Source organism: Melghiribacillus thermohalophilus (assembly GCF_004342905.1).
Classification (GTDB): Bacteria; Bacillota; Bacilli; order Bacillales; family Alkalibacillaceae; genus Melghiribacillus; species Melghiribacillus thermohalophilus.
Genome location: NZ_SMAN01000026.1, coordinates 17,996 through 31,044 on the forward strand (window position 1 = coordinate 17,996; position 13,049 = coordinate 31,044).

General features: G+C 42.0%; 17 protein-coding genes and 1 tRNA gene. 14 read left to right on the top strand and 4 right to left on the bottom strand.

Translation table 11 applies throughout. The features are described from left to right. The first annotated feature begins 11 nt into the window (after positions 1–11). Complete coding sequence (locus EDD68_RS13745; RefSeq protein WP_132372869.1) at positions 12–992, top strand: metal-dependent hydrolase; 981 nt, start codon at positions 12–14, stop codon at positions 990–992. A 68-nt stretch (positions 993–1,060) separates the two neighbouring features. Here the strand turns inward: EDD68_RS13745 and EDD68_RS13750 are convergent, their stop codons facing one another. Then, positions 1,061–1,312 carry a YfhJ family protein gene (locus EDD68_RS13750; protein WP_132372887.1) on the bottom strand — a complete coding sequence of 84 codons (252 nt, stop codon included), beginning with the start codon at positions 1,310–1,312 and terminating at the stop codon, positions 1,061–1,063. 148 nt (positions 1,313–1,460) lie between these two features. On the opposite strand from EDD68_RS13750, the gene sspK reads away from it, so the two are divergent. Both sspK and EDD68_RS13760 read left to right on the top strand, forming a co-directional pair. Beyond that, a complete protein-coding gene (gene sspK, locus EDD68_RS13755) occupies positions 1,461–1,628 on the top strand; it encodes a small acid-soluble spore protein K (RefSeq protein WP_132372870.1) in 168 nt (55 codons plus the stop codon). After that, positions 1,625–1,789: a YpzG family protein gene (locus EDD68_RS13760; protein ID WP_132372871.1), complete on the top strand. Its 165-nt coding sequence runs from the start codon at positions 1,625–1,627 to the stop codon at positions 1,787–1,789. The genes sspK and EDD68_RS13760 overlap by 4 nt, the downstream gene beginning before the upstream one ends. 184 nt (positions 1,790–1,973) lie before the next feature. On the opposite strand, the gene EDD68_RS13765 is transcribed toward EDD68_RS13760, so the two are convergent. Both EDD68_RS13765 and recX read right to left on the bottom strand, forming a co-directional pair. Continuing rightward, entirely contained in the window at positions 1,974–2,321 is a 348-nt protein-coding gene (locus EDD68_RS13765) for a YfhH family protein (RefSeq protein WP_132372872.1), read from the bottom strand. A gap of 35 nt (positions 2,322–2,356) precedes the next feature. Next, positions 2,357–3,175, bottom strand: coding sequence for a recombination regulator RecX (gene recX / locus EDD68_RS13770; RefSeq protein ID WP_132372873.1), 819 nt, complete (start codon positions 3,173–3,175; stop codon positions 2,357–2,359). A gap of 128 nt (positions 3,176–3,303) precedes the next feature. On the opposite strand from recX, the gene EDD68_RS13775 reads away from it, so the two are divergent. From EDD68_RS13775 to EDD68_RS13785, 3 genes are all read left to right on the top strand, one after another. Next, the gene (locus EDD68_RS13775) at positions 3,304–4,221 is read left to right on the top strand and encodes a TIGR01777 family oxidoreductase (RefSeq protein ID WP_132372874.1); all 918 of its coding nucleotides are present in this window, start codon (positions 3,304–3,306) and stop codon (positions 4,219–4,221) included. 236 nt (positions 4,222–4,457) lie between these two features. Then, on the top strand, positions 4,458–5,015 hold the full coding sequence (locus EDD68_RS13780) for a GNAT family N-acetyltransferase (RefSeq protein ID WP_132372875.1): 558 nt from the start codon (positions 4,458–4,460) through the stop codon (positions 5,013–5,015). Positions 5,016–5,081: 66 nt separating this feature from the next. Next, positions 5,082–5,204: a YfhE family protein gene (locus EDD68_RS13785; RefSeq protein WP_132372876.1), complete on the top strand. Its 123-nt coding sequence runs from the start codon at positions 5,082–5,084 to the stop codon at positions 5,202–5,204. Between the two features lie 507 nt (positions 5,205–5,711). Here the strand turns inward: EDD68_RS13785 and EDD68_RS13795 are convergent. Continuing rightward, positions 5,712–6,026 (bottom strand): hypothetical protein, encoded by a 315-nt coding sequence (locus tag EDD68_RS13795; RefSeq protein WP_132372878.1) that lies wholly within the window; start codon positions 6,024–6,026, stop codon positions 5,712–5,714. Positions 6,027–6,403: 377 nt separating this feature from the next. Here EDD68_RS13795 and EDD68_RS13800 point away from each other — a divergent pair, with 377 nt between their 5' ends. From EDD68_RS13800 to EDD68_RS13835, 8 genes are all read left to right on the top strand, one after another. Beyond that, complete coding sequence (locus tag EDD68_RS13800) at positions 6,404–7,090, top strand: peroxiredoxin (RefSeq protein WP_132372879.1); 687 nt, start codon at positions 6,404–6,406, stop codon at positions 7,088–7,090. A 221-nt stretch (positions 7,091–7,311) separates the two neighbouring features. Next, positions 7,312–7,384 (top strand) — tRNA-Ala (locus tag EDD68_RS13805). 334 nt (positions 7,385–7,718) lie between these two features. Next, entirely contained in the window at positions 7,719–7,946 is a 228-nt protein-coding gene (locus tag EDD68_RS13810; RefSeq protein ID WP_243646878.1) for a PLD nuclease N-terminal domain-containing protein, read from the top strand. A 2-nt stretch (positions 7,947–7,948) separates the two neighbouring features. Beyond that, on the top strand, positions 7,949–8,857 hold the full coding sequence (locus tag EDD68_RS13815) for an ABC transporter ATP-binding protein (RefSeq protein ID WP_132372880.1): 909 nt from the start codon (positions 7,949–7,951) through the stop codon (positions 8,855–8,857). Positions 8,858–8,868: 11 nt separating this feature from the next. Continuing rightward, positions 8,869–9,627: an ABC transporter permease gene (locus EDD68_RS13820; protein WP_243646879.1), complete on the top strand. Its 759-nt coding sequence runs from the start codon at positions 8,869–8,871 to the stop codon at positions 9,625–9,627. 359 nt (positions 9,628–9,986) lie between these two features. Continuing rightward, entirely contained in the window at positions 9,987–10,538 is a 552-nt protein-coding gene (locus tag EDD68_RS13825; protein ID WP_165902196.1) for a GNAT family N-acetyltransferase, read from the top strand. Between the two features lie 21 nt (positions 10,539–10,559). Next, positions 10,560–11,462 carry a pseudouridine-5'-phosphate glycosidase gene (locus EDD68_RS13830; RefSeq protein ID WP_132372883.1) on the top strand — a complete coding sequence of 301 codons (903 nt, stop codon included), beginning with the start codon at positions 10,560–10,562 and terminating at the stop codon, positions 11,460–11,462. Continuing rightward, positions 11,459–12,340, top strand: a complete 882-nt coding sequence (locus EDD68_RS13835) for a carbohydrate kinase family protein (protein WP_132372884.1) — start codon at positions 11,459–11,461, stop codon at positions 12,338–12,340. Before EDD68_RS13830 ends, EDD68_RS13835 begins: the two co-directional genes overlap by 4 nt. Positions 12,341–13,049: the final 709 nt, after the last annotated feature.

A 13,049-nucleotide genomic window follows, 5' to 3' on the forward strand; every position in this document is an offset into this window, starting at 1 on the left:
ATCATTTTTTAATGGATACAGCAACCCATATCGCAATGGGCGTTGCAATTGGCGGTCTTGCCACACTGGATCCGGCTGTTCAGCAGGACCCTGTACTATTTCAGGCAGTTTTAGCCGGCACGATTGCAGGATCACACGCGCCTGATTTTGATACCGTTTTGAAATTAAAAAACAATGCAACTTATATACGGAACCACCGTGGCATTACCCACTCTCTGCCTGCAATCTTGATGTGGGGAACTGTCATATCCGCCTTCATCTTTGCATTTGTTCCAGATGTCAATTACGTTCATCTCTTCCTCTGGACATTATTATCCGTAGCTGTTCATGTGTTTGTAGATGTTTTTAATGCCTATGGGACACAGGCGGCCCGTCCACTGACAAAAAAATGGATAGCGTTAGGATTTATCAATACCATCGATCCGTACATTTTTAGTCTCCATCTCGCAGGAATCGTTGCATGGCTGCTCGGAGCGAACCCCGGAGAGACATTTCTGATTCTCTATTTTGTCATCGCTCTTTACTATGTGAAACGTTATCTTGACAAACGGGAAATGGTTCAGATTATCCACGAACATTTTGAAAATGTGGAGCAGGTCGTCACGTCGCCGACAATCCGTCAAAATATATGGCGCATAGCCATTTCCACAAAAGATAAATATTACGTTGCCCGGGCAGAGGATGGCCATATTCAAGTCCTCGATCAATTTGAACGAAAGCCCCTACCGAAGCATCCTGCTGTAGAAGAAGCACTGAAGGATCATAATATTCGTGCGTTTATTTCTTTCTCGCCCATTTACCGCTGGGAAATCTCAGAGTTTGACGGGCATATCGAAGTCCGCTTTATTGATCTGCGGTATCGAGCCAGAGAACACTATCCTTTTGTAGCCATTGTTCATCTGGACAAACACCTAAATAAAATCAATTCCTTTACCGGGTGGATCTATTCCAAACAAAAAATGAAAAAGAAACTCAATCCTCTACCAAATTAATCGGCTGATTCCCTCAGCCGTGTTTTTTTGTGTGTCAGATGATTGGCCTGGCAATAAGAAGCTTCATGTCAATGTGATTTGTTTTTCTTTTGTAAAAATTTTTCAAAGGACATTTCGTGAAGCATCGGTCCATAGTTTCGAATCCATTGCCTGACAATCCGCTCGGTCATTTCTTTTCCTTTATATTCCCTTCCCGCTTTTGCCCGGGTTGCTTCGAAATCTTCCCATAAAAGTTCAACCCATGTACGGGCTTCCAAATCTGACAGCTGCGAATTCAAGTTTTGAAGTTCCTTTGCCATCCGTTGAAAAATCTCTTCCAACTTATTCACCTCAAAGATCCCATTTTCGTTCTTATTTTATCACATACATTTTTTAAATCAGCAAAAAATAATGACAGGTTGCCTTCAGGACAAACATGCATTTCTATTCCTGAAGCAGCCGAATTGACTTTAAAGGGGAAAACAGCCAATGGTTCGAAATAAAGCAAAGGATTTCCCGGAAAAAAGGTTTCAAGAACAGCCCCATGCAAAAGCACGCTTTTCGCCTAAACGGGCCAATGGTTCCATTAACAGCCGCCCGATGGAACGCATGGAGAAATCATCCCGTCAGCATCCAGTCGAGGTGAATGAAGATTGAAATCCTTTCATGATGACTTAACTAAAAAACGAGAAGTCAACCGTTCCCCGTTCCAATCACCAGGAGCGAATCCGAAGCGTGCGTTTGACCAGGTCAATGGCGAAACACAGCAAACCTTGAGCGAACGGATTCTTGAAGTGCAGGCCCGCAAACGTAATTAAGAACAGATATGAGAAAGTGTCCACCCTTGCAGGCTGATGTGTGGAGACTTTTGAGGCTGCCCGGGCTTTAGATAACCGAAACAGCCCGGGATGAATCAAGACTCATAATTATTATACGTTCTGGGAAGTGAACAGATAGGGACTCAACGGAATTCCATTGAGTCCCTGGTTTAAAACAGCATACTCAACTCTTTTTTTTACCTAACAATGAAATAGGCAGGGCTTCTTCCCCTTCATCGCTTTCCTCGATAACTTTCCCTTCAGCATTGACCCTTGATCCCCAGGCAAATACACCATTCATATACTTAATTTTGAAGTATGTTCCGGGATCGCCTTCAATTTCGTAAATTTCTCCTTTTGAAAATTGACCCGGGTCCATCATATAAGCTTTTGCCATCTGAATTTTTCGCTCATACACCGCGTACTCGTTTACCATTCCCATCTGTTCTGCTTTTCTTGCTTTTTCGGTTAATTGAGCCATTTCATTTCTCAGCTCATCTTCAGTCATTTCGCTATATCTTCGTTCCAACATCAAAACTCCCTTCCAAAAATAAACCCCATTTCATCTTAAAACTCTTCCTCATATTCTTCAATAAACCGCTCTATTCCATCGACTGAAAATCCTTTCCGGTATAGCGCACCCTTTACTTTTTGCTTTAATTCATATCCGGAAGCCTTTCTTTTATATCGGTGCAGCACTTTTTCTCCCTGAAAAACGAGGGCTTCCCATTCCTGATTTTCCTGCTGAACTTTACCTGCAACTTCTTCCAGCACCCGTTGAATCACGGAACCAGAAAATCCTTTTTGCAACAAGGTATGCTGCAGGGACTGGGTCTTCTGCCGAATGGATTTTTTATCCCCGGAATTCAACTTTTTTTCTGCCCATTTGAACGCTTTTTTCAATTGGGTATGCTCATCATAAATTTGCAGTGCCTCATCGGCCAGCTGAGGGTCAATCCCCTTCTCGATCAGTTCCTTTTTTATTAAAAGCGGTCCTTTCCCTGTGGTGCTCATCCGAGACCGCACAAACATTTCTGAAAATGCCCGGTCATCGATATAGCCTTCTTTTTGCAGCCGTTCAATAATTTCTTTGATCTGGTCCTGTGAAGCCCCTTTTTTCTGCAAATATTCCGTGATCTCGTGCCTGGAACGCATCCGGTAGCTTAAAAAATGTAAAGAAAGGGTATAAAATTGATGTAAACCATCATCACGTTTTAATTGTTCAATGGTTTCAACATCTAATTCCAGTCCTTTTCGAAGCATGTGTTGAACCAGCAAATCCTGACTGACACTGAATCCATAATATTCCCCGTTCCCATCATCCAAATAAATATTGTAACGGTCGTGATTCTTTTTCTGGATCGTAATCCGGGTGATTTTGCTCAACGTTCTCCTCTCCTTTGTCATTATTATTGAAAAAAATGACGCTGCTGACAAGCTATATGTTTTTTTGTGCACCCAGACTTTCTAAAGAAAGGTTAATTCGTTTATTATGATCAAAAGGAGGTGATCCCATGCGGATTTTAATTGCCGGAGGTACAGGGTTTATCGGCAGCCAGTTGACAGAAAAACTGGTTCAGGAACAGCATGATCTGTTTGTCCTGACCAGAAATCCAGAAAGAAACACAAATACGAAACAGGTAACATACATGGAATGGCTTAGAAAAGGAACGAAACCTGAAAAACAGTTGCCTTCCATTGATGCTGTCATCAACCTGGCCGGAGAATCCTTAAACAGCGGCCGCTGGAATGAAAAAAGAAAACAGGCGATCATGAATAGCCGGATTCAGTCAACCAGAGAACTCATACGGATTATCCAAAACCTTCCCGAGCCCCCAGGAGTACTTATTCAGGCTTCTGCCATCGGCTATTACGGCACTTCCTCTGACGAGACATTTACCGAAAACCATGCAGAATCTGGAAATGATTTCTTAGCCGATGTAGTAACCAGGTGGGAAGAAGAGGCTAAAAAGGCTGATTCCTTGCTGCGGACAGTCATCATCCGTTTCGGGGTCGTGCTTGGAAATAAAGGTGGAGCCCTGCCCAAAATGGTTCTTCCCTACAAATGGTTTATCGGTGGAAAAGTAGGAACAGGTAGACAGTGGGTATCGTGGATCCACGTGGACGATCTTGTCAATCTCATTGATTTTTCCATGAAAAACAGTCAGGTCAGGGGAGTGTTAAACGGCACTGCTCCATCTCCGGTCCGCAACGAAGAGTTCGGAAAAACCATTGGACAACTATTGCACCGGCCTCACTGGATGCCTGTACCATCCTTTGCTTTGAGGGTTCTTTTCGGAGAAATGAGCTTACTTCTCCTGGAAGGGCAAAAGGTGCTGCCAGAAAAAGCTATGGATTATGGTTTTTCATTTACCTATCCAAAACTCGATCAGGCACTGGAAAGCATCTTATTGAACAGGAAAAAAAATTAACAGACCTTTACAAAAAAACAATTTCTTTTTTCCTTTAAATGTTGTATCATTATATTGCTAAAAATGAATATGACCTTTGGGAAGGCAAATGGTGCGCCACCAGTCCTCTGACTGGTTCTAGTGGGTTCGATTCCCACCCCGGATTTTTGTGAGCAATTGATAAAAATTCGAGGGTGGTCGGACCCTGAACAACAAAGGTTAGAACGACCACCCTCTGTAAAAGGAGGGTATTTTTTATGCTGAAGAAGCGTGATCTTTCTGAGGTGCATGCATTGTTTGAACTTCTCATTCATCCGGAAGTCTATCCCTTTGTCAGGGAAAAAGCGGACAGTTACGAAGAATACCTGTTTATGACAAAGCAGATCATAGAAGCAGAGGAACGCGGGGAATTAATCAGCCGCACGATTTCAAACGAGAAATTGCAGCCTATTGGCACCATTACGCTATATCATATCAACAATCGTTCGGGATTCCTTGCTACCTGGATCGGGAAGCCTTTTTTCGGCAAAGGATACAACCAGAAGGCAAAAGAAACCTTTTTATATGAACTATTCTCAGAGCTGGGTATAGACAAGGTTTTTATGAAAATCAAAAAATCGAATCAACGTTCGATACGAGCAGCTGAAAAGTTACCATACAGTGAAAAGGGCAATCTCCTTTACCCGGCTGTTTACAATGAAATCAACCGGGAGCAGGAAGTATATGACCTTTATGTCATCCGAAAAACAAACTATTTGTACGCGATGTATGGAGATTCCACTTTTGACATGGAGGAAATCAATCTGGAAGCATGAAATCGCTGGTATACTTGTGCAGGCTGTGAATCATACTAAAAGCAAAACCGCAAAAGGGTGATGCATGTGGCCAAACGAAAAAACGAAGAAAAGCTATATGATTTAAACAAGACTCAGGAAGTGCTGTACCAGCGCGAGTTTAAAAAAGCAGATCAGATCTACAACAGGGTTAAAAATGAAACTAGATAGGCTTATCAATTCAAGGTTTAAATTCCTTTCATTCTGTCAACACACTTATCCACAAAATTGTGGACAATGTGAAGCATTTACTCAAAATCCTTTGACAATCGTTAATGTTCATTGTGGACATTTTTCTGTGGATAACAGCGAGTAAATCTGTGGATAATGTGAATAATTCAGTTAACAACCGTGGATATCTCATTCTGGAATGTGGATAAATACGGTGTATATGAGCCTGAATCATTGGCTTCTCATACCTCCCCTTATCCCGGAAAAGTGGAAGCGTACCGTATGGTCCCAAATATTGGCTGAGGACACCCGTAGAGGCTGTCGCCGGAAGTGGCAGGTGCCCAGTCTAAACCATAAAACCCTCCAGTCACAGATGTAACATGATCCACTCTTATGTGATAGAAAAATCCGAACGCATTCATCTGATGGTGAATAACGTTCGGATTTTTCATAACCATATGCCATTTTGTCTCAGCCTGTTTCAAATACCTCGATCTCATCACAAACTTAACATTTCATCTCTATATTTAAATGCTTCATTGCCTTTTCTCTGGCCATTTCTTTCGTTTCTCCCACTCCATATGCCGTTTTTACATCTGCTGATTCAAAATAGATGGCAGCCTGAAGAATTTTTTCCCTGTCAATGGTGCTACATAAAGCCAGTACGGTTCTGTCATCAAACACTTCATAGGTAACCCGGCAACCCATGTCTTTTTTTAATGGCTGAACGACATTCTTCATTCCCTGAAAGACCGCTTTTAACATCTGTAACTTCGTTTCATTTGTAATCGTTCCATGCTGCAGAGCTAAACAACAGTACATAGGCAACACCTTCCTGGATTCATTACCTGCCCCGATCAAATGTTTTTTTGAAAAATAAAAAAGATAGACATCTATATGTTTAAATGTTCATGCCTGCCTCTTTTAGTAACCCCTTTGAAATACTAATTCAAATTATACTACGAATCATAGATTATATGGAAATAATAACTTATATTCCATTATTCGTTACTTATTTTTAATGGATCCACCCAGTCTTACTCAAATTATGCATAAACCCAGTCAAAATATATCCAGATGACTGACGGGAATCAGTTTCATTACAAATACGATTTCAGCTCTAATCTGGTTTCAAACAAGCAACAATAGACGATTGTCCTGAATATAATATTCCGTCATCCTTTTTTGGAGGTGGAAAAATGGAACGAACAAAAGATATACCTATAATCGGAGAGCCATTTCCTAACATGACAGTTCCAACAACACAGGGAACCATCACGTTGCCGGATGACTTCGCAGGATCATGGTTCATTCTGTTCAGTCACCCCGGAGACTTCACACCTGTATGCACAACGGAGTATGTAGCATTTCAAGAAATGTACCCGAAATTCAGAAAAATAAATACAAAACTCATTGGTTTATCTGTAGACCAGGTGTATGCTCACCTAAAATGGCTGGAGTGGATTAGAGACAAACTAGGCGTAAACATTGAATTCCCGGTTATTGCAGATGGACTGGGACAGTTTGCCGCCAGGCTGGGAATGTTTCCCGCTGAAGGATCGACTGCCACGATCAGAGGAGTATTTGTTGTTGATGATCAAGGAACCATCCGTCAGATTCTGTACTACCCTTCAGAATTAGGAAGGAATATGAATGAACTATACCGATCTGTATACGGCTTGCAGGTAGCCACCAAATCTAAGGTCGCCCTCCCTGCTGACTGGCCGAACAATCAATTAATCGGGGATGCCGGAATTATTCCTCCTGCTGGAACGGTTCAAGAAATTCAGCAACGAATGCAACAAAAGGAAAATGGATTAATTGATTGCTTTGACTGGTGGTTCTGCTATAAAGATATAAAAAACCGAAAGAAAAAACTGACATAAAAGTTGTTGATGAGCTCTAACCCTCCGGTTTCCCGCTACAAAGTTCCTTTTTGATCCAGATTGATGTATTCTTTTTTCAAGTGTAAGCCATATTTTTTTAGGCTGAACCCCTTTAAGCTCTCTCCCTAAATGAAACAGATATAAAAAACTTTAAAAGTTCCTTGCAAAAAACATTTAAGGGTTATATAATGTTGTGTGGACGCGAAAAAAGAATATTTTTTGGGGCATTAGCTCAGCTGGGAGAGCGCTTCGCTGGCAGCGAAGAGGTCAGCGGTTCGAGCCCGCTATGCTCCATACAACAAATCGGTGTCACGAGACCATCATAAGGTTTAGTGACACCTTTTTCATTTCTGTTCACCACTCTGCCCCTCTTATCTCACCAGACAGACTGTTTCTGAATTCCATGCGCCGGTCGGCAACTTTTCGTCCCGACAGCCGATATATAGCCTGAATTTGTCCATCTTTTTCTTATCCTTTCTCCACTGTCATGACCTGTTACCTTATAATAGAAATACCTGTAAATATAACAGAACATATATACGGGAAAAAATTTCTGGCTCATAAAGTCGGTTATGGGCATTTAAAAAAAGGGTATGTTATTGGTGAAACCTCTGGGGGTTATGAACGTATGAAACATAGAAGGGGGGGTTTTCCGGTGCTGGAGGAACTCATGCAAATAAATTGGTCTCTCATTGCTCCCATTATTGTGATTCAATTGATTTTAATGATCGTAGCAATCATCGATTTAGTCCGAATTGAAGAGACAAACGGACCCAAATGGCTATGGGCAATAATAATCGTATTCGTAAATGTTCTTGGGCCGATTTTATATTTTATCCTGGGAAGGAGACAATAACGATGGCACTTTTGAAAGTTGAACAATTAACAAAGTCGTTTGAAGGGAAAGAAGTGGTCAAAGATTTAAATTTTGAGCTTGAAACCGGGAAATGCGTTGCTCTCCTTGGACCAAACGGCGCCGGAAAAACAACTACACTGAGGATGCTGGCAGGATTCAGCAGGCCCTCCAGGGGAACGATTCAATTTGACGAGGATACTCTGTCAAAAGATATCCGGCAATATATCGGTTATCTCCCCCAGTTTCCTGTTTTTCACAACTGGATGACTGGAAAAGAATTTTTGGTATATGCCGGTCAACTATCCCATATGTCCAAAAAAGAGGCAGAAGAGCATGCAGATCGGTTGCTTCAACGGGTAGGACTGTCGGATGCAAAAAAGAAACGAATCGGTAAATATTCGGGCGGTATGAAACAGCGTCTTGGCATTGCCCAGGCGATGATTCATAATCCCACATTAATCATGCTGGATGAACCGGTTTCTTCCCTTGATCCCATTGGACGAAGAGAAGTGTTAAATCTGTTGACCGAATTAAAGGAAGAAGCGACGATTTTGTTTTCCACACATATTTTAAGGGATGCTGAAGAAATCAGTGATGAAATCTTGCTGTTAAAAGATGGGCAACTGATTGAACATGGATCCCTTGACGAACTCAGTCAATTGCATCATACAGCCAGGCTGGAACTGGACTTTCGATCTGTCCCAGAGGATGTCCGTGAGGTTCTAAGCCATTTTGATTTCATCGAACATGTAAATGTACAAAAAAATACCGTCATCTTAATGACGGCTGAAGGGGATAGAGCCAGAAAAACCATATTAAAGCTGGCTGCAGAAAAGGACTGGGATCTTACCCGATTTGAATTGGTGAGGTCTAATCTGGAAGACTTGTTTATGAAAGCGGTGAATCGATAATGCAATGGAGTGTGATTTTTAAAAAAGAATTGCTGGAAAACTGGCGCAATTTTAAATGGATCTGGGTCCCGATCGTGTTTATTTTATTTGGAATAATGGACCCCATCACAACCTATTACATGCCAAAAATCATTGATGCTGTGGGTGGTCTTCCTGAAGGAGCACAAATTAACATCCCCCAGCCCCCACCAGAACAGGCACTCTTAATGAGCATTAATGAATACAGTTCCCTCGGAGTCTTAATGATTGTTCTCATCACAATGGGAATCATTTCCGGTGAGAAGAAAAGCGGCGTTGCTGAACTAATTTTGTCCAGGCCTGTATCTTTTACAAATTACATCACTGCCAAATGGGCAAGTTCAATACTTTTGATTCTGGTATCTTTTATCACCGGAATGATGTTCAGCTGGTATTACGTAAACTTACTGTTTGGAGACCTTTCTTTATCCCAGGTATTTGGAGCTATCTTTATATATGGGTTCTGGCTCATTTTGGTCGTGAGCATTACGATGTTGATCAGTACATTATTCAAAATCCCGGGTCTTGTAGGGTTTATTTCGGTTCTCATCGTTATTTTCATCCATATGTTGACTAGTATATTCAGGCATATCCTGACATACAGCCCTGCCAATTTATCTTCCTATGTCAGTGCCTATTTATATACCGGGGAAATGACAGCAGATATGTGGTCAACGATTTTTGTTACATTAATCGGGATCGTCTTGCTTCTGACTTCCTCCATTTTTATATTGAGAAACAGAGAGATTTAATAGGACCATTTAATACCTAAAAGGCTGTCTAACTGAAAAAATCACCATTGTTTTCGGATGGTGATTTTTTTAATGATGCCTTATTTGTCTTTTAGAGCCGGGAGGGAAAGGATTTACTTTTCGAATTACCCAGGAAAGAAACAGGACTACCCAAAGGACCGTGCGGACCACCTGAAGAGTGAACAAAAAGACCTCAGAACATTCAATTGACCGAAAATGAACTGTGACCGTGCGGAACGACGTGCCTTGGTCCTTAGGCTAACGATGGTTCCTCCTGTTTCTGCGATCAATTATTTATGATCTTTATTCCCACTTCAGAAATTGGCTCAGTTATAATAAATGGAGGGAGGATGATGTTGATGGCCTTTATTAAACCAAAAACATGGACCATGAAAAATGGACAGACGTTTACCATTCAGTCTGCAGATGAAAAAGATGCGGAGGCAATCCTATCATTCACTAAAGAAGTGATGGCTGATTCTGAGTTTTTAATCACAGAGCCATCTGAATTTAATTTGACAGCTGAACATGAACAAATCCTGATCAGCTCTTTATTAAAAGACGAAAACAAATTAATGATCTGTTCAAGATTAGATGATGAGATTATAGGAACCCTTGATTTCCACAACGGCAGCCGAAACCGCAACCGACATCAGGGATATTTTGGGATGAGTGTTGCGAAAAAGTATCGTGGCCAGGGAGTGGGCAAAGCAATGCTTTCGACATTGTTAAATTGGGCTGAACAGAATCCTGTCATTGAAAAAGTCGGATTGGAGGTCTTTGCAGAGAATGTACCTGCATTAAATCTTTATAGATCATATGGATTTATGGAGGAAGGAAGAAAAAAGAACGGGGCTAAAATCGAAGGAAAAGCCCATGATCTTATTTTAATGGCCAAATTTTTTAAATAAATGGATCAGGGAGGATTATCGATGACACTTTTCCATTATAGCGAAGAAATCAAGGAAGCACTTGTACATAAAAAACCGATTGTAGCACTCGAATCAACCATTATTTCCCATGGCATGCCTTATCCAGAGAATACGGAGATGGCTTTGCAGGTGGAAGACATCATCCGGCAGGAAGGAGCCATTCCAGCTACGATTGCCATTATGGACGGAAAGATCAAAATTGGCTTAACAAGAAGTGAAATTGAACGGCTCGCCACTGAATCCGGTGTGGTGAAAACAAGCATTCGGGATCTCGCCGGCGTTCTTGCCAAAAAGCAAACCGGTGCAACAACCGTGGCCACAACTTCCTATGCCTCTCATCAGGCAGGAATCCGTTTTTTTGCAACAGGCGGGCTTGGCGGTGTTCACCGGGGTGTAGCTGATCATCTGGATATTTCTGCGGATTTGACAACCCTGGCTCAGACCCATATTTGCATTGTCTCCGCTGGAATTAAATCCATTTTAGACATCCCCAAAACCCTTGAGCTGCTGGAAACACTCGGTGTTGGGGTTTATGGTCTTGAGACGGACCGGTATCCCGGCTTCTATTTCCGGGATACAGGCATTCCTGTTCCCGCTGCAACCGTTGCGGAAGTAGCAGAAATGATGAAAATGAAGGATCATCTCTCGCTTACTCAGGCTCTTCACGTTGCCGTTCCAGTTCCTGAAGAGGACGCAATGGACAGAGAGATTGTTGAAGGAATGATTGAAGAAGCCCTGAGGGAAGCTGAAGAACAAAAGATTACCGGGAAAGATATGACTCCATTTTTACTGGCCAATATGAAAGAAAAAACAAAAGGAAAGAGCTTAAAAGCCAATATCGCCCTGGTGAAAAATAATGCGAAGGCGGCTGCCAAAATGGCGGTCCGGTATCATCAGTCATGATTACCGTGATCGGGGATTTCGCAGTGGATATCTTTGTAAACAGTGATGGTTTTCACTACGGATCTGACACGGAATCAGCCATTGCCACACAGGCCGGCGGTCAGGGCAATCATGTCGCTGCCTGGATAGCAGCCTGTGAAGGGAAAGCAGCTTTAATTGGAAACATCGGACATGATGTGTTTGGAGATTTTTTATGGCAGGAAGCAAAGGCCCAGGGAATTGAACTGGCTGTATCCCGTACGGACATGGCTGAAACCGGTAAAATTGTAGTACTGGTGGATGATAAGGGCGGGGAACGGTCGATGTTTACATCCAGGGGAGCCAATTTGAATTTATCCACAAAACAAGTCAAAACTCATGAATCATTCATTGCATCGAGTGATTGTCTGTATATCTCAGGATACATGTTATTTAAAAACGGAACATACGACGCCGTAAAGGCTGCCAAACAACTGGCCCGGAAGCATAACGTTCCTGTTGCGCTGGATCCGAGTTCTGCCTACTTTTTATCTGAATATAAAGAACGGGTGCTGGATTTTATGAAAAATACGGAATGGGTGTTCCCCAATTTTGAAGAAGGACAGCTGCTAACCGGAAAAGACAAGCCAGAAGACATCATTACCGAGCTGAAAAATTTTGTGAAACACCCCGTCTTGAAACTTGGCCGTCAGGGCTGCATGATGTATGACGATGGATGGATTCACCTTCCTGCCAGAGATGTGAAAGTAATTGATACAACCGGGGCCGGAGATTCTTTTTTAGGCGCCTTTTTATCCCATTATTACCGGAACTATTCTGCAAAAGATGCCTTAAAGTTTGCCAATGAAACTGCTGCAAATACCGTTCAAAAATTCGGCGGGAGACCGGAAATAAAGTAACCTGAATTCATGGAGGTCGGGACCATCAGAAATGGGCTGAACAAAAAAACTTCTTATCGCTCATGAAGAGGCTGGGACAATACAACACAAGAAGTGGGAAACTCCAAATTATTCCAATCGGTACATATATGAATTCAGATTTACCACCATTATTTTTTGCCCAGGCCTCTTCAAATTTTTTCATATATCGTTTCTCATCCAGTAATAGCAGCTTCCTGGAGGGTAATCCTCAAGTTTTCCGCTACTTGATAACCCGGGGATTCATAAAAAGTTCGCGCCTGGAATTCGAAGGTTGTGAGAAACACTCTCTTTCAGCCTATTTCATTTGCTATGCTTTCCGCTTCTTTCAAAATCTTTTTCCCGAGCCCTTCTCCTCTAAGCCTGTTCGACAGCCAGAAATTTTGACCTCAAGCCAGTTCCAGTACATTTCGGCTATTAAGCCGCCAACCACATGGCCTTCACCATTTTTCACCTGATATTCAGAGGCTTTACGGCTCCCTCTTTTCTGGCTTCCCGGTGTGGAATAGATTGATGTTTATTATATTGGTTTATGTTTTATTTCATGTATGGTATAAATTTACAGCGAAGTGATGTACATGTTATGTTCTCCTATTTTTGGTTCTCCGCAACAAAATGTGCTTGATTCTTCCTCTATCGTATGATTGCTTTCAAATGCTAGGCTGGTTGCTGACATTCCATGCGAATACGC

Coding starts and splice junctions, on each gene's coding strand:
- EDD68_RS13775 (WP_132372874.1), top strand. CDS start 3,304: ATGCGGATTTTAATTGCCGGAGGTACAGGGTTTATCGGCAGCCAGTTG.
- EDD68_RS13830 (WP_132372883.1), top strand. CDS start 10,560: ATGACACTTTTCCATTATAGCGAAGAAATCAAGGAAGCACTTGTACAT.
- EDD68_RS13795 (WP_132372878.1), bottom strand. CDS start 6,026: ATGTACTGTTGTTTAGCTCTGCAGCATGGAACGATTACAAATGAAACG.
- EDD68_RS13825 (WP_165902196.1), top strand. CDS start 9,987: ATGGCCTTTATTAAACCAAAAACATGGACCATGAAAAATGGACAGACG.
- EDD68_RS13815 (WP_132372880.1), top strand. CDS start 7,949: ATGGCACTTTTGAAAGTTGAACAATTAACAAAGTCGTTTGAAGGGAAA.
- sspK (WP_132372870.1), top strand. CDS start 1,461: ATGGTTCGAAATAAAGCAAAGGATTTCCCGGAAAAAAGGTTTCAAGAA.
- EDD68_RS13810 (WP_243646878.1), top strand. CDS start 7,719: ATGAAACATAGAAGGGGGGGTTTTCCGGTGCTGGAGGAACTCATGCAA.
- EDD68_RS13780 (WP_132372875.1), top strand. CDS start 4,458: ATGCTGAAGAAGCGTGATCTTTCTGAGGTGCATGCATTGTTTGAACTT.
- EDD68_RS13800 (WP_132372879.1), top strand. CDS start 6,404: ATGGAACGAACAAAAGATATACCTATAATCGGAGAGCCATTTCCTAAC.
- EDD68_RS13835 (WP_132372884.1), top strand. CDS start 11,459: ATGATTACCGTGATCGGGGATTTCGCAGTGGATATCTTTGTAAACAGT.
- EDD68_RS13745 (WP_132372869.1), top strand. CDS start 12: ATGGATACAGCAACCCATATCGCAATGGGCGTTGCAATTGGCGGTCTT.
- EDD68_RS13765 (WP_132372872.1), bottom strand. CDS start 2,321: ATGTTGGAACGAAGATATAGCGAAATGACTGAAGATGAGCTGAGAAAT.